Genomic DNA, 26,995 nt, shown 5'->3' with positions numbered 1-26,995 from the left:
TTATGTTGTTTATGTCGGGAGCCGATTATTTTTTGGCTGCCGTTTTGTACCATTCGTTGGCCGCTTTGACCATTTCGTCGCCGCCGTCCGTTTTCCATTGCGTCAAGAATTTGTCGTAGCTATCGACCGAGTCCTGCGTGGTGATGATTTTGATCAGCGTATCCTCAAGCAGCTTGTTCAGACGCTGCGAGTTTTTGGAGATGACGTCGATTGGCGGAGCCGATCTGAGCGGATCGCCGACGAGATTTTCTTTCGCGTTCTCTTGATACGTCTCGTAGTACTTTTGCACGTGCTCGTTTTTGCGTACGCGCGCCTGCCAGTAGATCGGATACATTTTCTCGTCCACGCCGGTAATGAAGTAGGAGCCGTTGTTCCACTTCTCGTTGAAGATCGGGAGGATCGGATAGTATTTGCCGTCTTTGACCGTATGGTGAACGCCTTCTTGACCGATTGCAAGCCCTTTGAAAATATCCTTGTCCAGCTTCAGATCCATAAACTTGAGCGCCTCTTCTTTGTTAGGAGCCCATTTCGGAACCGCGATGTACCAGGAAATGCCGCCGCTTCCTACAGCAGTCCTTTTGCCTTCTTTGTCTTGGAGGAAAGGAACGATGCCCATTTTGGCGTCAGGGAAGTTTTTCGCGAGCGCTTCGGTTACCGTTTGCGCGTTCGCCCAGTTCATTTTGAACATGGCCGCTTTGCCGCTCGTAAATTTCTCGATCAATTTGTTCGATTGGTTAATCGCCCATTCGGAATCGATCAAGCCCTCATTGTACAGTTTCTTCATATAAGCGATGTATTCTTTCATTGCAGGATCTTCCGCGACGTGAATGATTTTGCCGTCAACTTCTTTCCATGTGTTCCATGGAGCTCCCATAACGCGAAGTCCGAAAACGGTTGCGATTTCCTGCACGATCGGATCCTTGCCGCCCGTAAGCGGAATGACGTTTTTCTTCTCTTTGATCGTCTTCAGCATCGTGTACAGCTCGTCAAGATTGTTCGGCATTTTCAGGCCGAGCTCATCGATCCAGTCTTGACGGACGATGAACGCCGAGTTGACGCCCAGGCTCGAGCCGCCTTCCGGAATCGCGTACGTTTTGCCGTTTAGCATCGCACCGTCCCAAGAATCCTTCCCGATAACCTCTTTCATGTTTTTGCCGTATTTGGCGATCAGATCGTCCAGCGGCTCCAAGGCGCCTGCAGCGGCGAGTTTCTCGAACTGGTTTTTGCTCAGCTTCATGATGTCATAAGGCTCTTTGCCGTTCATGAGCAAGTTCAGCTTCTCGTCCGCATTCTCGACGGGCAGCATATCGTATTTTACGTCGTAGCCGGTTTTTTCCTTCAAATATTGTCCTACCGGATCCGTATTCGGATCGAATTGCGCGTATTGATTCAGAACGCGAAGCTGCGGCTTCGGCTTGTTCGCCTCAGGCGAGCTGCTGGCGCTGCCGGACGGTGACGGCGAGCCGCTTGACGACTTGGAGTCGCCGCTGCCGCAAGCGGCCAACGATGCGGACAAAACGGAGATGGATAGAACGGTTACTGTTTTTTTAAACATGGATGTAATAACCTCCCTTTGTATTGTCATGCTAAGTATGCAGGTTGTCGTTTCCTATCGGGCTTGTGCTCCCATCAACCACCACCTTTAATGAATTCATGCAGTATGCAGGCGGACAGGACGTAAACGTTACTCTTTGACCGAGCCCGTCAGCGTGCCTTTCACGAAGTATTTTTGGAGGAACGGATACACGACCAGAATCGGCAGCGTGCCTAGCATAATCGATGCGGCCTGGATGGACTGCGGCGACACGTTCATCGATGCGTCGACGTTCTCTCGCAAAAATGCGTCGCTCGAGCTGACGAACAATTCCTTCAAATAAAGCTGCATCGGCTTAAGCTCCGGCGAGTTGATATAGATCAGTGCATGGAAATAGTCGTTCCAGAACTGTACGGCGAAGAACAGCGCGATCGTGGCAAGCACCGGAAGCGACAACGGAATCGTGATGCTGAACAAGATCCGCAGGTTGCTGGCTCCGTCGATTTTGGCCGATTCCTCCAGGCTGTCCGGCAGCCCTTCAAAAAAGTTTTTGATGATCAGCATGTTGTAAACATTAACCATGGCCGGCAGGAACAGCACCGGCAGCTTATTCAGCAAATGCAGGTCGGACATAAGTAAATAAGTCGGAATGAGTCCGCCGCTGAACAGCATCGTAAAAACGTACATGAGGATGAAAAATTTGCGTGCCCGCAGCCGCGGTTTGGAAAGCGGATAAGCGGCTATCGTCGTCATGAGCAGCGACAGCAGCGTTCCAAGAACGGTTACGGTCAAGGAAACTTTCATCGAGTTCAGGAACATCGAGTTTTGGATCACGTACTTGTAAGTGCCGAATTGCAGATCGACCGGGATAATATTGACGATTCCCGAGATGACCGCTTTCTCGCTGCTGAGCGATTTGGCGATCAGGTTCAGGAACGGGAACACGGTCGTAAACGCCATTAGCGTAAAAAACGTATAGTTGAATACGGTAAACAGCTTTTCGCCGAACGACATCCGGATCGAGTTGGCAGGCTTCACCTGCCTTCCCGCCGTTTGCGCCGTTTGTTGATTCATATCGTTTCCTCCCTATGCGATTGTTCGCTCTCTTCGCTTCCCGGCCTACCAAATTCCCCGTTTCAAAAACTTGCTGCTCAAGGCATTGCCGGTAACGATCAGGAAAAAGGCGATAATGGAGTCGAACAAGCCGACTGCGGTTGAGAAGCTGTAATTCTGTTCACCAAGCCCGGTTCGGTATACGTAAGTTCCGATAACGTCCGAGACGCTATACACGCTAGGGTTGTACATTACGAGAATTTGTTCCGTGCCGGCTTCGAGTATCGTACCGAGCCGTAAAATGAGCATGAGCAAAATAACCGGAATCATGCCAGGAAGCGTAATGTGCAGCGTTTGCTTCCATTTGCCTGCGCCGTCGATTTTGGCCGCTTCGTACAGCTGCGGATCGATGCCCGCCAGAGCAGCCAAATATACGATCGTGCTCCACCCGGTTTCCTTCCATCCGGCGGTCGCAACGAGCAAGGATCGGAACACTTCGTTATCGAGGAAGAAGGCGATCGGCTTGCCGCCCATAGCGATTATGATTTTGTTGATGAAGCCTCCGTTCGTGGAGAGCAGGTCGATAAACAAGCCGCTGATGATAACCCAAGACAAAAAATGCGGAAGATAGATGATTGTCTGAACGGTACGTTTGAAAATCATCTTCCTTAACTCGTTCATCAAAATCGCTACGACGATCGGCAGAGGAAACAAAAAGAGTACTTTGTAAGCCGATATGATCACCGTATTTTTGAACACATGCAAGAAATCAGGCGACGTAAACAGCCGCTTGAAATTGTCGAGACCTACCCAAGGGCTGGCCGCCACTCCTTCGAATATGTTGAAGTCCTTAAACGCGATCACGAGGCCGTACATCGGCGTGTACTTAAAAAGAAGCAAGAAAAGAATGCCCGGGACAAGGGCGAGATAAAGATCCCAATCTTTACGGATGTCGGCCCAAAGACGTCTGTATGCCTTCTTCTTCGTCGGTTCCGGCCGGTCAAGCTGGGTCGCATGCTGCTGCATCGTATTCCCCCTTTGTCTATTGTCTATGTCGTTCTGCGTATGCGTCCCCCCGACGATTGAAGCGGTTTGACGCGCGGCTCTATCGGGTATGCTCTTCATTTTAGGCAAACGCCCGTTTCATTCATAGGGGAGCGCCATTACTTTTTCTGGTCTATTCATAGCATTTTGCATCGGTCTTCCGACCTACTCCGGCCAAAGCCTTCATTTCATGTAATTGCTTCTTTTGAGCAGTCGTTCGTCGTGATATAATGACTTAGATCGTTTACATTCCGTTAATACGGCGTTTACGGTCTATTAATAAATGGCATACATTCTATAGTTAATGGGAGATAGGAAGATGGGAATACTGGGGTCGATAGGCCGCTACGGCAAACAGAGATATGCCATTATCGTATTGTCGGTTTGGTTGGTATTTTTAATGGAGTGGTTGAGCCGCGGGCAATTGGGCGCTACATTATCATGGTGCTTCGGCAACATCGGTCAACTGCTGTTTAACAGTCTGCTCGTATTCGGGCTGCTGATGGCGTTTATCGCACTGCTCGGCCGCATTAAGCTTGCATACTGGATCGCTTCGGTACCGCTGCTCGTACTCGGTTTAATCAGCGGAACCAAACAAAAAATACTAGGCGTCCCCTTGCTGCCGTGGGATTTTGTCCTAACGAGCGAAACGTCGGATATGGCGCAGTATGTGAAAAACATTTTCAACGTTAACGTGATCGGCGCAATCGTCGCGTACGTGGTCGTCAGCGTACTCATCCTTCGCGAGGTGCCCAAGCTTCGCGCCAAAGCGTTCTGGAAGGAACGCGCTGCGGTCGCCGTCGCCGCCGTAGTCCTGCTAGCGGTCATATATGCGGACAAGCCGGTAGACGTCAAACGCACTTTGTTCGGAATCGGCAATATGCCTTGGAACCAGACGGACAACATAAAGACGAACGGCTTCGCGCTTTCGACTTATATGAATCTCGAATACTTATTCGTGAAGCAAATGAGCGATTATGACAGCGCTAAGATCGATCAAATCGTAAATCAAGCGTCTAAGCCGGCCATGGGAAATGCGGAAAACGGCGTTAAGCCGAACGTAATCGTCGTGCTCAGCGAATCGTTCTTCGATGCGACGCAGCTGCCTGGCGTTACTTTCAGCCGCGACCCGCTTCCTTTCTTCCATGCGCTGCAGAAGAAATATTCGAACGGCACGATCTTATCGCCGCAGTTCGGAGGCGGAACGGCGAACGTCGAGTTCGAGGTGCTTACGGGCAACTCGATGCGTTTCCTGCCGCAAGGCTCGATCGCCTACAACCAGTACATCGACCACGAGGTCGATTCGCTGGCGAGCATATTGAGCAGACAAGGCTATACGTCGACGGCGATCAGCCCGTTTCATAACTGGTACTTTAACGCCAATAAAGTGTATAAAAACTTCGGCTTCGGCAAATATCAGAGCATCGAATTTTTTAATCCGGTCTACGAAGGGCCTTATATCGCCGACAGCGAAGTGGCCAACATGATTATCAACGAGAGCAAGAAAAGCGATGGTCCGGACTTTATTTTCGCCAACACGATGGAGAATCATTTCCATTACTACCCGGGCAAGTTCAAGAAAAATACGATCGATGTCAAAGCGGACGTCTCGCAAGAGTCGATCGGCTTTCTCGAGACTTATGCGCAAGGGCTGATCGACGTCGATAAAATGCTTCAGACGATGGTCGAATACTACAGCAGCGTCAGCGAACCGACGATCCTCGTTTTCTTCGGCGATCATCTACCTTCGCTGGGCGACGACTACAAAGTATACCGCGAGACCAAGCTGATCAGCGGCGAGGACGACCCGGATTTCCTGAATAAAATGTACCGCACGCCGGTAATCGTTTGGAACAACTATTTGCCTGAGCAGAAAGATACGCTCGATATGAGCCCATCCTTTATTAGCCCGTACGTGCTCGATCTAGCCAAGCTGCCGGGAACGTATTATACCGATTTCTTGCATAATCTTTGGAAGAAGACGCCGGTCATTCCGCCGAAAAACTATTATGCGCAAATGAATATTTCCGAAGAGGACATGAAACAATACGAATATCTGCAATACGATATCATTTTCGGAGAACGTCACGGCTACAAGGATTTCAAAGATAAGATCGTTAATCCGAAATTCACGTTGGGCAACGGGCCGATGTCGATCGAGCGTTTGACGCCCGAATCCGCGGAGGCCGGCTCGAATAAGCTAAAACTGACCGTTGCAGGCCAAAACTTCTCGCACGGCAGCGTCGTTTATGCGAACGGAAAACCGCTGCCGACGACCTATTCCAGCGAGAAGGAAATAAGCGCTGAGCTTTCCGCCGATTATACCGCCAAAGCCGGCGCGGTGGACATCGACGTCCGGGTTATAGACAACAAGAACGAAGTCATCTCCCAATCGAACAGCACCAAGCTGCAGGTTAACGCGAAATAATCCGAAAATATAAGAAAGACGCAAGCCGCCCGATTATGGGAGCTTGCGTCTTTTTTTGTTGCTGCAATGCCTAATTACGCCGTTTGAACAGCAGATACAGGAAAAACGGAGCGCCGATGCCTGCGGTAAACACGCCCGCCGGAACGTCAAGCGGCTGAAACAGCATACGTCCGGCCAAGTCGGCCGCCAGTAATATCAATGCGCCGAGCAAGGCGGATACCGGCAGCAAAATGCCATGCGAAGGCCCTACTATTCTGCGAGCCATATGCGGAGCCAGCAAGCCGATGAACGAGATCGTTCCTGCAATGCCGACCGCCGCGCCGGCCAAAGCAACGCTAATGAACAGCAGCATCAGCCGCGTCCGCTGGATCCGGCTGCCGAGTCCGATGGCCAAGCTCTCGCCTAACGCCTGAACGTTCAGTTCTTTGGCGAAGTAGACGGCCAGCGGGATAAAAACGGCGATCCACGGCGTAAGCGCCGCAACATGCTTCCAGGCGGTTCCGTAAATGCTGCCTGTCATCCAGTTCAACACCTGCGATGCCAGATAGGCCGGACCGCTAATGAGCAGAAACGTCGTCAGCGCCCCCATCGCCGTCGCGATACCGATACCGATCAGGACAAGCCGCAAGGGCGAAACGCCCTTTTTCCAAGCCAGCACATAGTTCATGCCTGCTGTAAGAAAGGCGCCCGCTATCGCGACGAGCGGAAGCCAGTGGATGCTGAGCTTCCCGGCGGAAAGCGTAATGAAAGCAACGGCTGCGACGGATGCACCGCCCGTAACCCCGATCAGGTCCGGAGCCGCCAGCGGATTCCGGATCATGCCCTGCAGCACGGCGCCCGAAACGGCTAGAGCGGCGCCGATTAAAATCGCCGCGACAATGCGCGGAAGCCGAAGCTGTAAAATGACGAGACTGTTCGTAGGATCCGATTTGCCGAGCAGGACGCCGATGACGCTGCCGATCGGAATCCGCATGCTCCCCATCGACAGGCTGACGACCGAGAACAAGAGCATAAGCGCGGTCAACAGCAGAAGGATGGCCAAGCCGCGTTTCCGCTTGCGTGCCGCGATTGCCGATATATCGTAAGAGGCTGTATCTTGTTTAGGCATAAGCTCTCCTTCTCGCGACGGAAATCAGAAATGGAACGCCGAGCAGCGCCGTCGCCACGCCAACAGGCACTTCTTTGGGCATAAGAATAAAGCGCGAGGCCAGATCGGCTCCAACCAGCAGCAGCGCGCCGGTTACCGCGCAATAAGGCAGCAGCCATTTGTGATCGTTACCGACTAAATACCTGCATAAATGCGGGATGATGACGCCGATAAACGCAATGGGACCGGCGACCGCCACTGAGCCGCCAGCAAGCAGCACTACGATTACCGAAGACATGACTTTAACGAGCGCCGTCCGTTGGCCCAAACCTTTGGCGACTTCGTCGCCCAACGCCATAAGGTTGAAGGAATTAGCCATGAGCATCGCCATGACCCATCCGATCGCGATATAAGGAATAACGGCTGCCAAATGACTGAGCTCGCGGCCGGAGATCGATCCGATCAGCCAAAACAACGCTTGATCCAGCGAGCGGTTGTCCACCAGCATGATGCCTGACGTAACCGAAGAGGCAAATGCCGCGACTGCGGCTCCGGCTAACGTCAGCTTGATCGGCGTAAAGCCGTCCCGGCCGAGCGAGCCGAGCGAAAAAACGAAAACCGCGGTGACCCCTGCGCCGGCAAAAGCTACCCATACCATCTGGCTCATAACGAGCTGCGTGCCGAATATCGTAAAACTGATGACGAGAAACAGCACGGCTCCCGCGTTGATCCCGAATACGGACGGCGATGCGAGCGGGTTTTTGGTAAGCACCTGCATGATGGCCCCGGCAATCGCCAAGCTTGCCCCGACAGCCGCTCCGATCAATGCGCGGGGAACGCGCGTGTTCGTTATAATAATATGTTCATTCGAGCCGTTAAAATGGGCGTACGCCTGCCACAGCATATCCAAACTGAACTGTTTCAAGCCAAACAGCACGCTTGCCAGCATGCCTCCCATTAATACTATGACGCCCGCCGCCAAACCGAGCAGTTTGGCATTCCGGCTATCCAACAAGCCAACCATGTATACTCCCCTCTCCAGCCGTTCAACCGGTACCCACTGAATCAAATAAGCCCTGATCAACAACAATATCCCCATTTTAGGGGGAGCCATACTTGATTGTCAACGAGTTTGAGAATCATTTTCAATAAAACTGTTGACTTTCAGTAAAATCTGTAATTAAATTATCAATGAAAATGATTATCGTTTGCAAATGTGCGCACATTTGCATAATTAAGATTTGGGGGAGAGAAAAACGTGCGAACGCTACAACGTTTGAAATGGACTGGTATGTTCTTAGTGATGATCGCTATTATTTTAACGGCAGCAGGCTGCGGAAGCAAATCCGGCGACAGCAATGCGAGCTCGCCTTCGCCAAGCGTCAAGCCGAGCGCCGGCGCTTCGGCAAGCCCGTCGGCTAAGCCTGACGAAACGCGTACGATCAAACACGCAATGGGCGAAGAAACATTAAAAGGCACGCCGCAGCGCGTCGTTATTCTAACAAATGAAGGCACCGAAGCCCTTCTGGCCGTCGGCATCAAGCCGGTAGGCGCAGTAAACTCTTGGATCGGCGATCCGTGGTACGACCATATTAAGGCGGAAATGCAAGGCGTAACGCCGCTAGGCGAAGAAACGCAGCCGAACATCGAACTGATCGCCAGCTTGAAGCCGGACCTCATTATCGGAAACAAAGTTCGTCACGAGAAAATATTCGAGCAATTGAAAAAAATCGCGCCGACCGTATTCGCGGAAAATCTTGCGGGCGACTGGAAGAGCAATTTCGCCCTTTACACGACAGCTGTAAATAAGAAAGCCGAAGGCGAAAAGGCATTGGCCGAATTCGACAAGCGCGTTGCGGATACGAAAGCGAAGCTGGGTACCAAGGCGGCGACGAAAGTATCCATCGTCCGCTTCACGGCTGCCGACATTCGTATTTATCAGAAACAAACGTTCGCCGGCGTTCTCCTGGACCAGCTCGGAGTCGCGCGTCCTGCCTCGCAGGATAAAGACCAGTTTGTAGAGAAGCTGACGAAGGAACGCATTCCGGATATGGATGGGGACGTCATGTTCTACTTTACGAACGACGATCCGGGCAGCACGGACGGAGCTAAAGTCGCGAACGAGTGGCTGAGCGACCCGCTCTTCAAAAACCTGAACGTCGCTAAGAACAACAAAGTTATTCAAGTCGACCAAGTAGTATGGAACTTGGCCGGTGGCTACAAAGCGGCAAACATGCTGCTTGACGAGCTGATCAAATATTTTGAAGTTAAATAATGCAACACGCCAAAAAGCCCCTTTCTCGCTTCAGATGCGGATCGGGGCTTTTCTTTGTCCTTTTTGCTCGGAAGACTGTTTTTAGACACGTTTACCGGGACAACGAACGGACCGCAATCGACTTGCCGACCCGCCGGTTCGAGCTCGAAAACGTACGCTCTGTCATCGGCTGACGAAAGACCGGTAATCGCCGCCTTTGTATACGACTTTCGTCCGTTTTCTTCGCATTAAACTCCGATAGGACACTTTCCATGTATGTCCCTGGGAACGCTCGCGACGTATGGCGGCAAAATTAAACTTGCTCGTTGCATAAATACGTGTGCCGTTCGCCCTGCCGTCTTTGCAAAATTGAACGTCCTCGCCGAGCGACATATCGCGGAACTGAAAGCGTTGAAACAAATGCTTTTTGAACGTTATCGTCGCACCCGCTACCGTCTTGACATACCGGTTTTGCGAATGCTCGTTGCGAAGCAGCAGCGTCCGCTTGCCTTGTAAATACATAAAATGCGCGCGTTTTCCGACAATGCCCGCCTTCGAACGCTTGAATGCATTCGTGCAATCACGCAAATAGTTGGGTGCATAATAATCGTCATCATCAAACTTGGCGATAATGCCGTATTTCGCCTTTGATACGCCGAAATTCAGGCATGCGCCCAGCGAATACTTTTCCGGAACCTGGTAAACGGAAACGTTTCTGTACTTTTTGGCCAATTGCCGGTACCGCTTTATGTTCATACTATCCTTGTTCAGGATAATAATGAGTTCCTTATGACGCCACTTCTGCCTGCTGAAATTACCGAACAGGTTCAGCATAAAAGCGGACCGTTTCGTGCAGGCGATGATCGAGTACCCATATACTGCCGTTTTCATAGAATCCCCCCTCTGGCGAAGCTCCCCATAAGCTCGCTATTATAATCTATGAAAACGGCACTTGATAGAAACGGCTGATCGGCATAGGCAATGAAAAAAGACGGTCTCAACGGACCGTCTTGCGGCAAAACGAAATCGGAAAATTAAAAATTAAAATTGTCTGGGTCCGCCCCTATACGCTCATTGCGGTTTAGCGCATCGATCGCTTCCATATCCGCAGCCGACAGCTCGAAATTGAAAATATCGGCGTTCTCCCGGATCCGATGCTCCTGAATCGATTTGGGAATCGTCACGACGCCGTGCTGCAAATCCCAGCGCAGTACGATTTGGGCGGGAGATTTTCCGTGTTTGCCGGCCAGCTCGAGCAGAACGGGATTGTCGAGCCGTCCCTGCATAAGCGGGCTCCATGCCTCAAGTTGAATGCCGTTCTCCTTGCTGAACGCCCGCAGCTCCGGCTGTGCGAGCATCGGATGAAATTCCACCTGATCGACCATCGGTTTGATTTCCGCACCGTCCATGACGTCCTTCAAATGATGAACATGGAAATTGCTGACTCCGATCGCGCGTACGGCGCCGTCTTTGTACAGCTTCTCGAGAGCACGCCAAGTTTCTTTATATTTGCCTTTCACCGGCCAGTGAATAAGGTATAAGTCGATCATGTCGAGCCCGAGCTTGCGCCGGCTTTCTTCAAACGCTTGCAGCGTAGAATCATAGCCTTGGTCCGCATTCCATACCTTCGTCGTTACGAACAGCTCGTTGCGATCGACGCCGCTTTCACGAATGGCTTGTCCGACACCTTCTTCGTTGCCGTAAACCGCTGCCGTATCGATGCTGCGGTAGCCGTTCCGGAGAGCCGCTTTTACTGCGTCAACCACCTCGTTGCCTTCCTGAACGCGCCATACGCCGAGCCCGAACCAGGGCATTTGGACGCCGTTCGCCAAAACCGTCTTATCTGCGATATGTGCTGCCAAAAGGGATCGCCTCTTTCGTGTCGTAGTAGTCATCCGCGCGGTTTTCACGCTTCGACGATTGTAGCAGGGCCGATGCTTCTCACATCGTCCTTTTCAACTGTAGCACAAACGTTCGCCTGATTGCAAAACTACCCGAGTAAACCGAGTTTTCTCGCAATCGCATCGTGGATCCGGTCGTGGCCTTCCTGTTTAAAATGAAAGGCATCATAAAACCAGCCGGACAAATCCGTCCCGGCATGCCACTCCTCCCAAATGATGCGCTCGGCGTCTGCGAGCGGCAAGCCGCGATCGGCGGCAATCGCCTTAATCGTATCGTTGTACGCGTTAAACCGATGCTCGTAATTTTGCGGATCCAGAGGCTCGCCCCATCCGAAATCTTGTTCGCCCGCGAGCGATACCGGCCCGCTTGTCCACAGCAGACATGCCGCGCCTAACGCTTCCGCACGATCGATAATCGTCTCCATGTCGCTCCGATAGTCGTCGAGCGGCACGTTTTTGCGCCAATCGTTAATCCCGAAATTGAGAACGACCAGATCGGGACGAAACTCCGCAACAAGCCTGTCGAATGCCTCCAAGCCCTGTTTGGCCGTCCATCCGCCCTGTCCGCTATTGACGACTGACGAGGAACGGTTTCTTTCTTGTACGGTACGTCGCAGCTGCATCGCCCATGAGCCGTGAATGAGTTCTCTGTCCATACCGGCGGCTTTCGCTTCATGCCATCCATCCGCCACGCTGCCGTATGTCCAGCTGTCTCCTAGCGTTACGACGGATACAGGACCGTTCGCTTGCAGCTTCTCGTAAAATGTTTTCGCCAGCTCGTTCATCGTTCTACGCTCCCTGCTAAATGAAAGTCGGATAAAATCAGTATAAAGTTTGCTAGAAACAAATGCCATCCTTATTTAGCCCGGCGAACTCGTTTGCATGTATCGCCGATTTGTTGACCGATCGTACAATCATTCCGTTTGCCCGTGAGACATCACATTCAATTAAGTGGGAACGTTCAATATAATAAGAAAAACCGTCCGGAAATCACGGACGGTCCTTTGGTGCTCGGCTATACGTTTGCGCGTGTGAGAGGTAGTGGTTTTGAGCTTTCAACCGCTCTTGAAATCGTGTGATCTGGAATTGGTTTTGCGGGTATCACACGATTTCAAAGGCGGCCCATAGCGAAGCTCCTTTGTAGCCCTCCCAACCCACTACCTCTTCTCTCCTTTACTGCTTTCCCGTTACGTCTTTTCCAAACCGACTCCAATCAATCAAGGACCGTTCGACCTCCAAACTTCTAACGGTCCTCACTGCGCTTATTTCGGCGAAAATCCACCTTTTTAAAATCTAGCGGCTGCCAGCGCGCTTATTTTACCATTTTAGCACCAAATTCGGCTTTTTCACAAAAATAGGGGCAACTCGTTCCGTTAAATTTCTCCATCCGCCGTTTTTCACAAATTAGGGTCTCCTATATTTGCACAAAAAGGAGCCTCCCGACTCACAGGAAGCTCCTTCGTTATATGCGGCTTTCATAGTGCCATATACAGGATACGCTTTTCGAAGCGTTAGCCCGATTCTGCGGATGTCCCGCTGCTGCGATGGCGTTCGCGGTACTCTTGAGGCGTGATGCCGAAGCTTTTTTTGAACACATGATGCAAATAGTTGGCGCTCGAAAAACCGCAATCGGCGGCGATTCGCTGAATCGAGCTGCCGGAGCGCTCCAGCTGACGGCATATTTGCGTAAGCCGGTACCGCTCCAGGTAATCGCCGAACGTATCGCCCGTCTGGCTGCGAAAGACGCGCTGCAGCTGCCGGACGCTGATCTGAACCCGTTCCGCGACATGCTCGACCATTAGCGGCATCATGTAGTTGTCATGGATGAACTGAACGGCGAGCTGGTAACGGTGGCGATACATGTCGCGAGAAGGAAGATCCACTTTCGGCGAAAGCTTCGTTTGGGCGCTGATCGTCCGCAGCAAAATTTGGATAACCGATTGCTTCAGGACCGTATAAAGTCCCGGCATCCCTTCGTACCAAGCTCGATAAGCCGTTAAAAACATCTGCATCGCGTCATGCCGGTCCGTCGCCGGCACTGCCGTAAACTGCGAGAGCATGCCGACGCAAAGCTCCGCTTCCGCACATTCCAAAGCGTCGCCCCACTCATCCTCCCGCTCCGTATCGCCGGACTTGCCGGACAACCGGACCAGATCGACATGCAAGCAAAGCTCATCCATCGCCTCGTTCGGATCCGCTTCTTGCCTGTGCAGCACATTCGGTCCGGTCACATACATCATGCCGGCCGACAAGGGATGAACGCTGCCTTCCAGAAGCAGCGTCCCTTTGCCGCGCGGAATATAATGAAGCTCATATTCCGAATGCTTGTGATAATCGACTACCTTGCCGGGCGCGAACGTCGTTAAATGAAACTTCAACACATTAACGCCGTAATTCCCCCAGCGAAATCGGATATCCAGCTTATCGAGCGCATGCGGCTGCTCCAGCATCAGCTCGAAAGGAAACGGCTTGTACCCGGATGACGACGGTCTCATGCCGCCCCTGCTTATATAAGCTCGCTAAGCTTTACCGGCCTGCCGTCGCGTGCGGATATGTTCGACGCTTCCATCAGCCTCGTAAGATCGAGCGCCAAAGCGATATTTTCCTGAGCAGCCGTATTTTCTTGAATATGGCCGATCCATTGATCGAAAGCGGATTCGCGGTCCTGCGGAATCGGCTCGATTTCGGTCCATTCGCTGCTTCCTGTCACACCCGACTTGGAGGTCCTAACAAGCATTTTGTTGTCGTGCGTCGAGTAAAGCAAGCTTCCGGCAGTTCCGTGCACCTCGATGACGAATGGCGATTGCGAGTTGACGAACCCCGCTTCGACGATCGCCATGGCGCCATTCGGATAGCTCAGCACCGAAACCGCATTGTCTTCCACCTCGCGGCCCGTCACATAACCGTAGGAAGCGCTGACGGAATCGGGCAAACCGCCGAGGAACAACCGCGCCAAATACATCGGATGACAGCCGAGATCGATCATCGCCCCGCCGCCGCATTGCGCCGCGCTGAAAAAATGAGCCGGAAGCCAGCCGTTCGGCGAGCTTTCGGTAGGCAAAGCGCCGCCATGCGAAAGCCGGGTGCGGACGAGCGTCACATCGCCAAGAATCCCTTGCTTCAAAATTTCCTGCACGGCGAGCGTATATCCGTGATTCAGCCTCGGCAGCGAGACGGTCAGCTTGACTCCCGATTTGCGTACCGCAGACAAAACTTCCTCGCATTCCTTAACGGTAGGAGCAACAACCTTCTCCGTGAAAATATGTTTTCCCGCCTTCGCCGCTGCAACCAGCACATCGCGGTGCATATCGGTCGGCGCGTCGTTGATGACGCCGTTTATGTCCGCATTTTCCAGCATATCCTCAAGTTTTTCATAAAACGGCACGCCCAGCGCTTCCGCTTCCCTGCGGCCGCGTTCGGGGATTTCATCCCATACCGCCGCAATTTGCGCAGCAGGGTGGTCGAGCGCTTGCTTCGTATAATCCTTCGCATGGACGTGCCAATAGCTGATTTTTCCGATTTTAATCATTTTCTTCTCTCCTTATTCGTCTCTAATAATTGAAACTCAGCTTCTTATGCGGCAAACTCTTGCATATTTCCGCGTGATTTCTTCGAAAAAAAGCAAAGTGCAAAATGATGACTTAAACAAATAGTAGCACAACTGCATAGACGTATCTATTGAAAAATGAAGACATACAATAGTGCAATATTGCGACATATCCTCCGATTACTTTGAGTATTCCCGCCATCCTTCGAACCTCCTTATAAATGCTGTTCGCAATTCTCCAGCCTTTATTTGTCGCAAAGTACGATTATGCCCGTACTTATGGTAACATCAGAGTGTAGAAGCAAACGTTCCGGCGTTTCATCCGTCGAAGCCGTACGCCCATGAAACCGATCCGGAACGACAATAAAGCGGTAACGGCATAACCGCCGCCCACCGCATCGATAACGGAGGAGACCGATCATGACAACCGCGCAAGCAGCTCGCATTGAGAAGGATTTTCTGGGAGAAAAAGAGGTGCCGATCGACGCATACTACGGTATTCAAACGCTCCGCGCCGTAGAAAATTTCCCGATTACGGGCTACAGAATTCACCGCGAGCTTATTGTGGCGATCGCAACAGTGAAGAAGGCCGCCGCTCAAGCCAATATGGAAATCAAGCAGTTAAACCCGCAAATCGGCAATGCGATCGTTCAAGCAGCCGATGAATTGATGAACGGCAAGTGGCACGACCAATTTATTGTCGACCCGATTCAGGGCGGTGCCGGCACATCGATTAATATGAACGCGAACGAAGTGATCGCCAACCGTGCGATCGAGCTGCTGGGCGGCGTTAAAGGCGACTACTTCAAGGTTAGCCCCAACACGCATGTAAACATGGCGCAATCGACGAATGACGCTTTTCCGACGGCTATTCACATCGCTTCCCTGTCGCTGCTCGACAAGCTGCTGGCGACGATGAGCGATTTGCATGAAAGCTTCAAACGGAAAGCGGTGGAGTTTGACGGCGTTATCAAAATGGGACGCACGCACTTGCAGGACGGCGTACCGATTCGGCTCGGACAAGAGTTCGCCGCATACAGCCGCGTATTCGCGCGCGATATCAAACGTATTTCGGCTACACGCGAGCATCTATACGAAGTGAACATGGGTGCGACCGCTGTCGGTACCGGATTAAATGCCGATCCGCGCTATATCGAACGCGTAGTCCAGCTGCTGTCCGCATACAGCGGAATGCCCCTCCAAGGCGCCGAGCATCTCGTCGACGCCACGCAAAATACGGACGCCTATACCGAAGTGTCCGCAGCGCTTAAAGTATGCATGATCAACCTTTCGAAAATCGCGAACGATCTCAGATTGCTGGCTTCCGGCCCGCGTGCCGGCTTCGGAGAAATCAGCCTGCCTTCCCGTCAGCCCGGCTCGTCGATCATGCCCGGCAAAGTCAATCCGGTCATGTGCGAAGTCGTCAACCAGGTAGCGTTCCAAGTCATCGGTAACGACCATACGATATGTTTGGCGTCGGAAGCCGGACAGCTGGAGCTGAACGTCATGGAGCCCGTTCTCGTCTTCAACCTGCTGCAATCGCTCAGCATGATGAATGAAGCGTTCCGCGTATTCCGTACGCACTGCTTGGACGGCATCGAAGCAAACGTGGACCGCTGCAGGGAGTATGTGGAGAAAAGCGTAGGCGTCATTACCGCGCTCAACCCGCATCTCGGTTATGAGGTTGTCGCCCGAATCGCCCGCGAAGCGATCGAAACCGGCCAGCCTGTTCGCGATCTCTGCCTGAAATACAATGTGCTGAGCGAAGAAGAGCTGAACCTCATTCTCGATCCTTACGAGATGACGAACCCCGGCATCGCAGGCGCATCGCTGCTTCAGCGCGATTGAGCTCGGTCAGCCGCGTTTAGTCAACGACGGTACAGGTATTATACCTATTACTAAGTGCGAGGGAGCTGTCCCAAAAGCCCCCTCCTCTCTTGACGGTTTGCGGCAACTTGGTAAAGCTGCATCTATTTTTCTAAAATCTCGGATTTTGAACCGAATAGATGGAAAATCTGCAGGTAATAGGGTTCGTTTTCACGGTTTCGCGCTTCGCATAACGTGCTAAATTAGCAAACAAAAAAGCTTCCATCCCCGCCTTCGCTGTGGATTTGGAAGCTTTTTTATATTTTGAAACAGCCCCACACCAGAGAGTAGCGTTCTGGGGCAGCCTTTTGGATCATGAACACAATAGACCGGTTATTTGCGGCCTGCACTTATAATTTAATCACTTGGTCCTTATACCCGCCCGCCTTGCGGAAATCCGGCATTTCCATCTGCCTTCCGCCGTTCATGACCGAAAGCTCCGACAATAACGCAACCGCCGTCCATTCGCATGCGTCATAGACGTCGATAGGCGGCTTGGTGCCGTTCCTTACCGCATCGATGAAATCCTGAACGATGAAGAAATCGCCGCCGTAGTGACCGGCGCTTTTTTGCTCCTCGCTCGCCTCTCTGTAGCGTTTGGGCAAATACTCGCGGAAATCCGAAAGCGGGCGCCATGCAGCGCTGTCCGAATGATCGCCTTCCGACTTCAAATAAATTTTGTGCTCGTCGCCAAGCCCTCTGGGCGCTTCATAACATCCCTTCGTTCCTTGAAGCGTATAATAAGCGGCATTATGAGGCCGGTTCGAAATGCAATCGAGACGAAGCTTGATCAGCTTGCCGCTTTCCAGCTGGCATAGCGTAATTGTGGTATCTTCCTGCCGGAATTGCGGCGCGGTATGCCATCCTGTTCCGAAGGTGGACACCGATTTGATCCGGTCTCCTTCGAACCATTGCATGACTGGTCCGAGACTGTGCGTCGGGTAAAAGGAGCCTCTCTTGCCCAGCTGCCAGTAATTTCGCCAGGACGTTTTGGAAGCGCCTGTTTGATCTCCCGGCACTTGGCGATTGTAACCGCTTGCCAGATGCTTGATATCGTGCAAATACTCGCCTTCTCCGAAGTAAATGTCTCCGAAAAGCCCTTGGCGCACCATCTCGGCAATTTGCTGATTTTGCGGGATATAACAGTAGTTTTCGGCCATCATATACACCTTGCCGCTGCGCTCCGCCGCTTCCTTCAGCCACCACAGCTCGTCCATCGTCACGCCGGCGGTAACCTCGGACATGACGTGTTTTCCCGCCTCAAGCGCTTGCACCGTCTGCTGAAAGTGCACTTGCATCGGCGTAGCTACGACGACGGCGTCCAGATCGGATTCCAGCATGTCCTCGTAGATGCGGTAAGTCCGGGGAATATTGAAGCGAGCGGATTGCTCCTTCAACAACCCTTCGTGCAAATCGCACAAGGCGACTACTTCTACATCCGGAATCGCCTGAAAGCCTTCGATATTGCTCAGACCGCGAGCCCCGGCAATGCCTACTTTGATCGTCATTCGATTCATCTCCCGACCGGTTTCTTATGTCAAACAAGGGCGGGAGCATCCTTGGAGCAGCACAGGCGATCCAATCGATACTCCCACGACTTATCCTATCATAAATCAAACTATTTTTTCAGCTTCGAAAACCATTCATTCGCTTCTTTTTCCATTTGCTCGCCGCCGCCGCTTTTCCATTTTTTCACGAACTCGTCGAATTCGGACAACGGTTTGTCGCCTGCAATGATCGAAATGAACGTCTGATCCTGCAGCTTCTGGAGCTCCGCTTGGTACTTGGCTTGGGAAGGGAGCGCGGTCAGCAGCTGATTGCGGATGCCGCCCTTCTCATAGCCGTTATCCTTCGCCCATTGATTCCGTTTGGACATCGACACGGAGGAAAACTCAGGCAGCTCCAGCGATTCGATGACGTTGTTCGCACCCATTTTCTCCAAATCCTGCGTCGTCAGGTTGTTTTTCAGGACAGGCGCTTTATCCTCGTTAAACGTCCAATCTTCGCCTTCCAGGCCGAACATCGCCGTTACATAATTCTCATAGGAAGAGGCGCTGATCGTATCGATGACTTCCAGCACTTTAGCCAGCTTCTCGGGCTCCTTCTCCAGCTGCTTGCCGAACGAGACGAAATTGCCGTTCAGCATGCTTCCTTGCGGAGCGCCCATTTTGCCTGCCGGTCCTTTGGGCGGCATCCCGTATGTCATTGCGTCGGCCGCAGCCGCATTCACCTTTTTCATTTCCACATAGTCGTGCGAAGCGGTATCGCCCTCGAACAAGAGAGGCTTCCAGTGATAAAATACGCCCAAGCCTGTCAAGCCGATTCTGCCGTTGATGAATGCATGCGAGAGAGCCCAATACCCGCCGTTGTTCTCGCCTGTAATAAATTCCGGATCGATGACGCCGTCTTTATACCACTTATTAAGTAAGGTAAGCGCTTCTTTGATTTCCGGCTGCACGGCGCCGTACACCAGCTTTCCATCCTTCTCGGTCCAGCGGTCTGGCAAAAAGCCAAATGCGCCGTACACCATCGGCAGCGCCGATGCGGAGAAGCCGTACGTATCCTTTTTGCCGTTTTTGTCCGGATCCTCATTCGCCAGCTTATAAATCGCCTGCTCGAATTCTTCGAGCGTTTCCGGCGTTTTGGCAATCCCGACGTTTTTAAGCCAATCGCCGCGCCAGACGACGGGAGAACGTGATGAACAGGCTTAGCAAGTTCAATATACTGAACTTTGTTCAACATAATAATAGTGGAACCGTTTTTTCATTGTCAATCGTTAGTTCACACTCGGAATCTAAAACTTTTTTTCAAATAATGCTTGCACATTATTTGGGTACATGCTATTATAGCTCTTGTGTCCACGAGGAATGAATCGAATGACACGCTAACTAAGTAGTTGCATACTGTGGAGCTGTGGTGTAGAGGCCTAACATGCCTGCCTGTCACGCAGGAGACCGCGGGTTCGAATCCCGTCAGCTCCGCCATTCTTTAAACGAACTTCAAACTTGACACTTTCGAGCAGGGACATCGTCCCTGCTCGTTTTCCATACTTACGACTCTCGCATCTTTTCGAAAGAGGTTGTATGTCATGAAAACAAACGTCGTTCGCGGACGCTTCGCTCCGACTCCATCCGGACAATTGCATATCGGCAATGCCCGTACCGCCCTGCTCGCATGGCTGCAAATTCGCCACACAGGCGGACGAATGGTTCTGCGCATTGAGGATATCGACAAGCCGAGATCGCGCCCCGAGTACGTCGGGCAAATTATGGAGGATGTGCGCTGGCTCGGTCTCGACTGGGACGAAGGACCGGACGTCGGAGGCGATTACGGTCCGTATAGCCAAAGCGAGCGCGCCTACATGTACGATGAAGCGATAGCCAGGCTTTCCGAGCACGGCCATCTGTATTCCTGCTTCTGCAGTCGCGCCCAGCTGCAGGCGATCGCCAGCGCGCCGCACGGTCTGGATGCGGAGGGTCCCGCCTATACGGGAGATTGCAGATTTTTATCGGAAGCCGAGCGTTATGCCAAAAAGGCGCTCAGAGCGCCATCCCTGCGGTTCGCTATGCCGAACCGTCCTATCCTTGTCGACGATCTTGCAGCCGGTACGACCCGTTTCGAAGCCGGCGCGGGAGGCGACTTCATCGTCAAACGGACCGACGGCATCATCGGCTACCAGCTGGCCGTCGTCGTGGATGACATCGCCATGAACATAACCGACGTCCTTCGCGGGCGGGATCTTCTCGATTCCACCCCAAGACAGCTGCTTCTCTATGAAGCGCTCGGTTATACGCCGCCCCGCTTTGCGCATGTGCCGCTGCTTTATGCGCCGGATAAACAGCGGCTTTCCAAGCGTCATCAATCGCTGGCTCTCGCAGCCATACGAGCTTCGGGAACGTCCCCCGAGCGGGTAATCGGCTGGCTTGCCTTCCTCAGCGGGCTGCTTGACCGGCCGGAGCCTGTGAAGGCGTCCGAGCTTGTCGACGGCTTTAACCTGGACAAGCTCGGACGGGAGCCGGTGACGATCGGCCCGGACATGCTGCGCGAGCTTGCTGGAGAATGAGGCTTGCGCCGCCGGCTGAATCGTACAGGATCGGCATCGTTTCGCTCGCTCTGCGGGTATGGTTGACGCATTTTTGGAGTAATCCGAATGAACGGCCGATTCCGCATCAGCCCTCGACAGGCATCGCGCCCACATAAACCGACTGCGGCCGGTATATCCGGTTGATTTGCGCTTGCTCCAAAATATGAGCGGTCCAGCCTACAACGCGCGCCGCCGTGAATGTCGGCGTAAACAGCTGCGGCGGCATTTGGACTGCGCGCATAACGGCTGCGGCATAAAACTCCACATTCGTATGCAGCTTCCGCTCCGGCTTGTACTCGGCAAGCAGACGGATCGCCGTCCGCTCGGCATGCCGTGCGAGTCCCAGCCAAGGGTCGTCGCCCGATAGCGCGGCGGTTACGTCCCTAAGCGCTTCGGCCCGCGGATCCGGCGTTTTGTAAATCCGGTGCCCGAAGCCCATCAGCCGCTCTCCTTTCTCTAAGTTACCGCGCATATGCGGTTCCGCCCGCTCCTTCTCGCCGATATCCTCCAGAAGCTTGATGACGCCGGACGGCGCTCCACCGTGAAGCGGACCTTTCATCGCTCCTATGGCTGCGCAAACTGCAGCGTACAGATCCGATTCCGTCGAGGATACGACCCTCGCCGCGAAGGTGGAAGCATTCAAGCCATGCTCCATCGCGAGAATCATGTAAGCGTTTAACGCCCGGACATGCGCTTCGGCGGGGCGATGTCCGAACAGCAATTGCAAATAATAGTCCGCATGACCGCAGTCCTCGTTCGGCTCAAGCCACGGCAATCCGTTCACCTTACGGTAACGGTAAGCGATGATCGCCGGCAGTTGCGCCGTCAAACGTATCGCCTGTTCGGCTTTAGGCGGCCATTCCGAGTCCTCTTCGGCGAGAGACGCAACCGCAGCCATCAAAACATTCATCATCGGCGTTCCCTTCGGCATTGCGTCCAACAGCCTTTTCAGCTCCGGCTGTAAAATTCTGTGCGCTTTAAGCTGCTCTCGGAGCGACCGCAAAGCGGAATCGTCCGGCAGCTCGCCGTACCATAACAAATAAGCCGCTTCCTCGAACGTATGACGAATCGCCAAATCCTTCGCCCAATATCCGCGATACACAAGCTTCCCCTCTGCTCCGTTTACATAACCGATCTCCGTATCCGCCGCAACGATACCTTCCAATCCCGTAACCTTCGCTTTCAATGCAAACGCCTCCTCACGAATGTCTTTGCTCGTTCATGGGAGTATCATACCAATTATTTTCGATAAATAAAATATTATGTTTTATATCAAACATATAAATTAATTTTATCACGCTGCGAGCTATCACATGAAACAAATCGAAAATGACACCTCCCTCTTTCCTGTGCTACGATTGTCCTATCCATCTGTGTGTTAAAACCAGGAGAGATCAAGGATAAACGGCTTCGCCGTCCTAAACGCTTTCGAAGAAAGCGGCTTCGTAAGCATACGCTTAAGGACCGCGTTTACCGGGAAATCGAACAATCACCGGAGATATACTTTCTCAGATTTATAGAAAAGAACGGATTCACCGGAAGGAGTATACGAACCATGACAATCAAAATGTTCAAATCATTATGGGGAACGGAGGAGCTCTCCTATCGCGAGAGCTTCGCCTTAATCGCAGAGGCGGGTTATGACGGGGTCGAGTCGGGTGTGCCTGCGCCGGAGCATGAAGGGGAATTCGCGGAGCTTTTGGACGAGTACAAGCTCGATTATATCGCGCTCATTTCGTCTTCCGGCAGCCATGCCGAAACGTTCGCGCACGGATTGGAGCGAGCAGCAGCCTTGAAGCCGCTGCTCGTCATTTCGCACAGCGCGCGCGATTGCATGCCTTATGAAGAGCAGCTGCACTTTTTCCGGCAAGCGCTTGAAGCCGAGCGGTCGGCCGGCGTGCCCGTCGGGCATGAAACCCATCGCCGCCGCGCCATGTTTACGCCTTGGACGACCGCGCAGCTTCTGCGCGATTTGCCTGAGCTGAAAATCACGGCGGATTTCAGCCACTGGTGCTGCGTATGCGAATCGCTGCTGGAGGATCAGACCGAAGCGCTGCAGCTAGCCTTCGAGCGGACGCTGCACGTTCATGCGCGGGTCGGCTACGCGGAAGGGCCGCAGGTACCGCATCCGGCGGCACCCGAGTATGCGCGCGAGCTGGACGCGCATACGGTATGGTGGCGTCAAATCGTTGAGCTTCGCCGGCGCAGCGGCTTCACCCATACGACGGTGACGCCCGAGTTCGGCCCTCCCGGCTATATGCATACGCTGCCGTTCACGAATCGGCCCGTCGCCGACCTGTGGGACACCTGCTTATGGATGGCAAACTACGTGCGGGCGAACATCGTTTAGGAAGTAGCAAGGCTCCCGCTACTTCATCCAAAACTTAGGACCGCAAACCTGATTACTCCACGGCTGCCTTATCAAAGCCGCGCACTAGCCCGCTCTCCGAGGCGATCCGCTCGAACCGGTCCAGAATCAACCGTTCGTTAGCCGGCTCCAGCCTTGCGGGCAGCAAAAAATAAGTTCTGGAGCCGTCAGGTTCGTATCCGCCTTTCTCCAGCTGAGCGGCCGTCGGCACATAACCGATCATCCCGTTCGTATAGCCGAGAGGAAGCATGCAGCCGTTGGTCAGTTTTTTGACGAACATCCCGTAAGCCGAGACGATCTCGCCGTTCATCCCAAGCAGCTCCATACCGTCCCCAAGCCGCAGCCTCGTCAGCTCCAAGGTAATCGTGCCGCGCAGCAGACGCCCGGGCTCCTCCAGCAGTCTGCGGCTCCATTCCCCTTCCGCGGTCTGTTCGTTTTGGCCGGCTTCAAGCTCTTCCCGGCTCGGAAGCGGCAGCAAAGCCAAGTCCAGCATGTCGAGGCGAGCGGTCAACGGAGCGTCCTTCAGCGGCTTCATCGGCGCCCGGAGCACCTGCAAAACATCTCTTGCAAACATCAGGCCTAGCGCTTTGACCTTGCCGTCGCCGCCTTTGCATACTTTGCCTTCACGGCCGGGGTTAATGTCGCCGCATGTTCCTTGCAGGTATGCCGCAACCGCTCCGCCGCCAATCGTTTCCTCCACATGCTGCATGGCAGCGCCGGTAAACTCGGATGAAACGTCATTATCCCGCGATATAACCGGATGACAGGCATAATGAACGAGCACAGCCTTAACGGTGCCGTCCGGCTTGCGATACTGTATGGCAATCAGCTCGTGATCGGCAAGCGCCAACCTTCGTTTAATCGTTCTTTCCCTGCGGTTGATTGCGATCGCGCATGTTCCGCTTCCATGCTCCGCCGAGACCGGCTCCGCATCGTTTAACGCTTTGCCGATCCCTTCCGCGATTAAATCGTCGAGCCAGTCTAAATAAGCTAGGTCGGGTTCTCCCAAATAAGAGGAAAACCACTCGCTCGTTTGCGGCCCCGAATGGGTATGAGTCGCATGGAGCAGGATCGCGTCCTCACGTATAGTCCACTTTTCGGCAATCTGTCTTTTTAAAGCGGGAACCCGTTCGCTCCCCCACCAGATCAGATCCGCCGAAACCAGTACGGCGGTCGTCCTTTGCCCATCGTCATCGATATGACGGAAGGCCATGATTCTTGCAAAAAGCGGCTGCTTCACCGCAGCAAAGCTTCCGGAGCCGCTGCGGGAGGCGAAACCCGCCAGGGGAACCGGATTGGCCGGCGTTATATCGATTTTGGCGGTTCCTAGCTGCAGTTGTCCCATCGTCTCTCTCCCCGTACGTAAAACTAAAATCCATATCCTAATCGAAAAGGGCCTGTTTCTTTCAATAAGAGGAAATGACTTTTCGAACCGCAAGCGCCACGTCCCGGATCGCCTTCTCGTCGGAGAGCAGCACCTGCTGTCCGAGCCAAACGACCTCCTTATCGCTCACCCGCTCGCATACCGGACAAGCATCGATTCGCTCCGCCCCCGTCCATTCCCGAATCGCCCCGATGATCGCCTCGTTCCTGTTGAGCGCAAAATAACCGGCACTTGCGGGAATGCCTTCGGCCTGCAGCTTGCGAATAAAGTCCGTCTTCGCAACGCGGTCCGTCCAAGCGGGATCGATCCGGAACATGTACAAATGATTGGCATGACGCGTTACCCGCTCATCGCGGAACGGCGGCACGATCCCTTCCACTTCCTCCAGCAGCCCGTCTAGCAGAGCGGCGTTCCGCTCCCTCGTCTGCATCTGCTCCTCAAGCCTGGTCATCTGCGCAAGCAGCAAAGCGGCCTGCAGCTCCGTCATCCGATAATTTTGTCCCAGATGCTTATGACCGTACCATTCTCCGCCCGGCACCCGACCTACGTTGCAAATCGACCACGCTCGCTCCCACACTGCGCTGTCGTTGGTCAATAAAATGCCGCCTTCGCCTGCGTTCAAATTTTTGCTCGATTGAAAGCTGAATGTGCCGGCTGTGCCGTGGCTGCCGACGCCTTTTCCTTTCCAGGCTGTGCCGGCCGCTTGTGCCGCATCTTCGATGACGGACAGTCCGTATTTGCGACCAAGCTCGGTAAATCGGTCCATGTCCGCAGACGCTCCCGCCAAATGTACCGGAATGACCGCTTTCGTCCGCGGCGTAATCGCTTGCTCCGCCTTATCTGGATCAAGCATAAGCGTATGCTCCTCGATATCGGCGAATACGGGGATCGCTCCATAAGCAAGCGCCGCAGTTGCCGTCGCGATGAATGTGTAAGGGGGTACGATCACCTCGTCTCCCGGCTTAACGCCGGCTGCCTGCAGAGCAACCGTTATCGCAACCGTCCCGTTTACTACATTAACCGCATATTCCGCATCCTGCAGCTCGGCAAACTTCCTTTCGAACAGCGGCAGCATCGGCTCCCGCCCGCTTCCTTTGACAACCCCGCTTCCGCCCCATTTGCCGGAACGTATCGCCTCCGTCACCATTCGCTCCTCCAGCTCGCCGAAAACCGGCCATTCAGCGAAAGCCTCCGTACGAACCGGCGTCCCTCCGTCGATCGCCAGCTTATTCATTGGCATTCCTCCCGCTAATCTGAATTCCTACAAGCCCATCGTAAACGATTCGCAGCCGCGTTATCGGTCATCCATTGAGCGTACAAGGACATTAATTGACTTGACGTTTTTCGTTCCTAGGCGCATATTCATTAATAACTTCCGTCGACTCGATTTCAGTTTGCTAAGGGGCGATTCCGATGAGCGATTATCCGGTCTATCCTGTTTATCAAGATGCTGCGGCCGCCGTCGATTTGCGCAGAGGACAGCTGCCGTTTTATATCAATATCAACCGCATCCGGCACTCGGAGCTGCATCATCATGATTTTGCGGAGCTGATGCTTGTGGTTCGCGGCAGCGGGTATGAGCTTCTTAACGGGAGCCGGCACGATATTCGGGAGGGCTCCGTCTCGCTCCTGCTTCCGCATCATATGCACGAAATTCGCAGCTCGGCCTCGGATCCCCTGGAGGTTTACTGCTGCATGTTTGATATCAGCGTATTGTCCGGCTCCGAATACGACTCCGAGCTTAGCAGGCTGCTGCTCAGCAAGGAAAATGCGCTTCCGCCATATTTCGATTTGAACGAGCATCAGTTCGGACGCATCCGAACGTTACTGCAAGAGCTTCATACCGAATATAACGGCTCCGAGTTCGGCAAGGATACGATTGTGCGCGCCAAGCTGATGGAGGCGCTCATGCTTGTGCTCCGTTACGGCATGCAGCGGATGCCTTCCGAAACCGGCGATTCCGGGGGCGGCCGGTATCCGGATCCGTTCTGGAAAATACTGCGTTATGTCCACCTCCATTATTGCGGCATACTCACGCTTCAAGAGCTTTCCTCGGCGTTTAACCAAAGCGTTTCCCATATTTGCCGCTCCTTTCGGAAGCATACCGGAAAAAGCTTTGTCGAATACGTGCATGCGCTGCGCATTACGAGAGCATGCTCGCTGCTCGTCACTACGGCGATGAGCGTAACGGATATTTCCGTCGAGGTCGGCTTCGAGCATGTACGCACCTTCACACGCGTATTCAAGTCTTCCAAAAACATGTCGCCATCGGCATACCGTCAATCCCACGCTTCATCGGGCGAGTTAGGAAAAGTCTTTATGCGGTAACTCATTCATGTGTCATATTTCAGATGGGCGATTTTCCTTAAACGCACCAAAGGACCGTTCGAAAATCACGGACGGTCCTTTGGTGCGTAGCTCCACGTTTATACGTGTGGGAGGGAG

21 protein-coding genes and 1 tRNA gene are annotated in these 26,995 nt (G+C 53.3%); 7 read left to right on the top strand and 15 right to left on the bottom strand.

Going from position 1 to position 26,995, the window contains the following annotated elements; all coding sequences use genetic code 11:
* Window positions 1-25 precede the first annotated feature (25 nt).
* From DQG23_RS13005 to DQG23_RS12995, 3 genes are all read right to left on the bottom strand, one after another.
* Window positions 26-1,555, bottom strand: coding sequence for an extracellular solute-binding protein (locus DQG23_RS13005; protein WP_113031281.1), 1,530 nt, complete (start codon window positions 1,553-1,555; stop codon window positions 26-28).
* A gap of 129 nt (window positions 1,556-1,684) precedes the next feature.
* Window positions 1,685-2,608 (bottom strand): carbohydrate ABC transporter permease, encoded by a 924-nt coding sequence (locus DQG23_RS13000; RefSeq protein WP_113031280.1) that lies wholly within the window; start codon window positions 2,606-2,608, stop codon window positions 1,685-1,687.
* A gap of 45 nt (window positions 2,609-2,653) precedes the next feature.
* On the bottom strand, window positions 2,654-3,613 hold the full coding sequence (locus DQG23_RS12995) for an ABC transporter permease (protein WP_113031279.1): 960 nt from the start codon (window positions 3,611-3,613) through the stop codon (window positions 2,654-2,656).
* Between the two features lie 337 nt (window positions 3,614-3,950).
* Here DQG23_RS12995 and DQG23_RS12990 point away from each other — a divergent pair, with 337 nt between their 5' ends.
* Window positions 3,951-6,059 carry an LTA synthase family protein gene (locus DQG23_RS12990; RefSeq protein ID WP_238177872.1) on the top strand — a complete coding sequence of 703 codons (2,109 nt, stop codon included), beginning with the start codon at window positions 3,951-3,953 and terminating at the stop codon, window positions 6,057-6,059.
* 70 nt (window positions 6,060-6,129) lie between these two features.
* On the opposite strand, the gene DQG23_RS12985 is transcribed toward DQG23_RS12990, so the two are convergent.
* Together DQG23_RS12985 and DQG23_RS12980 are read right to left on the bottom strand one after the other, a co-directional pair.
* Entirely contained in the window at window positions 6,130-7,167 is a 1,038-nt protein-coding gene (locus tag DQG23_RS12985; RefSeq protein WP_113031277.1) for a FecCD family ABC transporter permease, read from the bottom strand.
* Window positions 7,160-8,170, bottom strand: coding sequence for a FecCD family ABC transporter permease (locus tag DQG23_RS12980; protein WP_113031276.1), 1,011 nt, complete (start codon window positions 8,168-8,170; stop codon window positions 7,160-7,162). Before DQG23_RS12980 ends, DQG23_RS12985 begins: the two co-directional genes overlap by 8 nt.
* Window positions 8,171-8,437: 267 nt before the next feature.
* Between DQG23_RS12980 and DQG23_RS12975 the strand changes: the two genes are divergently transcribed.
* A complete protein-coding gene (locus tag DQG23_RS12975) occupies window positions 8,438-9,421 on the top strand; it encodes an ABC transporter substrate-binding protein (RefSeq protein WP_113031385.1) in 984 nt (327 codons plus the stop codon).
* 162 nt (window positions 9,422-9,583) lie between these two features.
* On the opposite strand, the gene DQG23_RS12970 is transcribed toward DQG23_RS12975, so the two are convergent.
* The 5 genes from DQG23_RS12970 to DQG23_RS12950 all read right to left on the bottom strand — a co-directional run bounded on the left by DQG23_RS12970 (window position 9,584) and on the right by DQG23_RS12950 (window position 14,830).
* Window positions 9,584-10,291, bottom strand: a complete 708-nt coding sequence (locus DQG23_RS12970) for a glycosyltransferase family 2 protein (RefSeq protein ID WP_113031275.1) — start codon at window positions 10,289-10,291, stop codon at window positions 9,584-9,586.
* Window positions 10,292-10,434: 143 nt separating this feature from the next.
* On the bottom strand, window positions 10,435-11,295 hold the full coding sequence (locus DQG23_RS12965; protein WP_113031274.1) for an aldo/keto reductase: 861 nt from the start codon (window positions 11,293-11,295) through the stop codon (window positions 10,435-10,437).
* A gap of 95 nt (window positions 11,296-11,390) precedes the next feature.
* Window positions 11,391-12,086, bottom strand: coding sequence for an SGNH/GDSL hydrolase family protein (locus DQG23_RS12960; RefSeq protein WP_158560442.1), 696 nt, complete (start codon window positions 12,084-12,086; stop codon window positions 11,391-11,393).
* A 726-nt stretch (window positions 12,087-12,812) separates the two neighbouring features.
* The gene (locus DQG23_RS12955; protein ID WP_113031272.1) at window positions 12,813-13,796 is read right to left on the bottom strand and encodes a helix-turn-helix domain-containing protein; all 984 of its coding nucleotides are present in this window, start codon (window positions 13,794-13,796) and stop codon (window positions 12,813-12,815) included.
* Window positions 13,797-13,807: 11 nt separating this feature from the next.
* Window positions 13,808-14,830 carry a Gfo/Idh/MocA family protein gene (locus DQG23_RS12950; protein ID WP_113031271.1) on the bottom strand — a complete coding sequence of 341 codons (1,023 nt, stop codon included), beginning with the start codon at window positions 14,828-14,830 and terminating at the stop codon, window positions 13,808-13,810.
* A 438-nt stretch (window positions 14,831-15,268) separates the two neighbouring features.
* On the opposite strand from DQG23_RS12950, the gene aspA reads away from it, so the two are divergent.
* Complete coding sequence (gene aspA, locus DQG23_RS12945) at window positions 15,269-16,696, top strand: aspartate ammonia-lyase (protein WP_113031270.1); 1,428 nt, start codon at window positions 15,269-15,271, stop codon at window positions 16,694-16,696.
* 368 nt (window positions 16,697-17,064) lie between these two features.
* Here aspA and DQG23_RS12940 read toward each other — a convergent pair whose 3' ends face one another.
* Together DQG23_RS12940 and DQG23_RS12935 are read right to left on the bottom strand one after the other, a co-directional pair.
* Window positions 17,065-18,222 carry a Gfo/Idh/MocA family protein gene (locus DQG23_RS12940; RefSeq protein ID WP_158560441.1) on the bottom strand — a complete coding sequence of 386 codons (1,158 nt, stop codon included), beginning with the start codon at window positions 18,220-18,222 and terminating at the stop codon, window positions 17,065-17,067.
* A gap of 110 nt (window positions 18,223-18,332) precedes the next feature.
* Complete coding sequence (locus tag DQG23_RS12935) at window positions 18,333-19,241, bottom strand: type 2 periplasmic-binding domain-containing protein (protein WP_158560440.1); 909 nt, start codon at window positions 19,239-19,241, stop codon at window positions 18,333-18,335.
* Between the two features lie 380 nt (window positions 19,242-19,621).
* Between DQG23_RS12935 and DQG23_RS12930 the strand changes: the two genes are divergently transcribed.
* Window positions 19,622-19,698: transfer RNA gene (locus DQG23_RS12930), tRNA-Asp, on the top strand.
* Window positions 19,699-19,802: 104 nt separating this feature from the next.
* Window positions 19,803-20,777, top strand: a complete 975-nt coding sequence (gene gluQRS / locus DQG23_RS12925) for a tRNA glutamyl-Q(34) synthetase GluQRS (RefSeq protein ID WP_113031267.1) — start codon at window positions 19,803-19,805, stop codon at window positions 20,775-20,777.
* Between the two features lie 106 nt (window positions 20,778-20,883).
* On the opposite strand, the gene DQG23_RS12920 is transcribed toward gluQRS, so the two are convergent.
* Window positions 20,884-21,984 carry a citrate synthase/methylcitrate synthase gene (locus tag DQG23_RS12920; protein WP_113031266.1) on the bottom strand — a complete coding sequence of 367 codons (1,101 nt, stop codon included), beginning with the start codon at window positions 21,982-21,984 and terminating at the stop codon, window positions 20,884-20,886.
* Window positions 21,985-22,353: 369 nt separating this feature from the next.
* Between DQG23_RS12920 and DQG23_RS12915 the strand changes: the two genes are divergently transcribed.
* Window positions 22,354-23,148, top strand: a complete 795-nt coding sequence (locus DQG23_RS12915; protein WP_113031265.1) for a sugar phosphate isomerase/epimerase family protein — start codon at window positions 22,354-22,356, stop codon at window positions 23,146-23,148.
* Window positions 23,149-23,200: 52 nt separating this feature from the next.
* Here DQG23_RS12915 and DQG23_RS12910 read toward each other — a convergent pair whose 3' ends face one another.
* Both DQG23_RS12910 and DQG23_RS12905 read right to left on the bottom strand, forming a co-directional pair.
* A complete protein-coding gene (locus tag DQG23_RS12910; protein WP_113031264.1) occupies window positions 23,201-24,511 on the bottom strand; it encodes a neutral/alkaline non-lysosomal ceramidase N-terminal domain-containing protein in 1,311 nt (436 codons plus the stop codon).
* A gap of 61 nt (window positions 24,512-24,572) precedes the next feature.
* A complete protein-coding gene (locus DQG23_RS12905; protein WP_113031263.1) occupies window positions 24,573-25,784 on the bottom strand; it encodes a DegT/DnrJ/EryC1/StrS family aminotransferase in 1,212 nt (403 codons plus the stop codon).
* Window positions 25,785-25,963: 179 nt separating this feature from the next.
* On the opposite strand from DQG23_RS12905, the gene DQG23_RS12900 reads away from it, so the two are divergent.
* Window positions 25,964-26,878, top strand: coding sequence for an AraC family transcriptional regulator (locus DQG23_RS12900; protein WP_113031262.1), 915 nt, complete (start codon window positions 25,964-25,966; stop codon window positions 26,876-26,878).
* Window positions 26,879-26,995: the final 117 nt, after the last annotated feature.

This window comes from Paenibacillus contaminans (assembly GCF_003285015.1).
GTDB lineage: Bacteria > Bacillota > Bacilli > Paenibacillales > NBRC-103111 > Paenibacillus_V > Paenibacillus_V contaminans.
The sequence above is the reverse complement of the archived record's forward strand: the minus strand, read 5'-3'. Positions and strand labels throughout refer to the sequence as shown.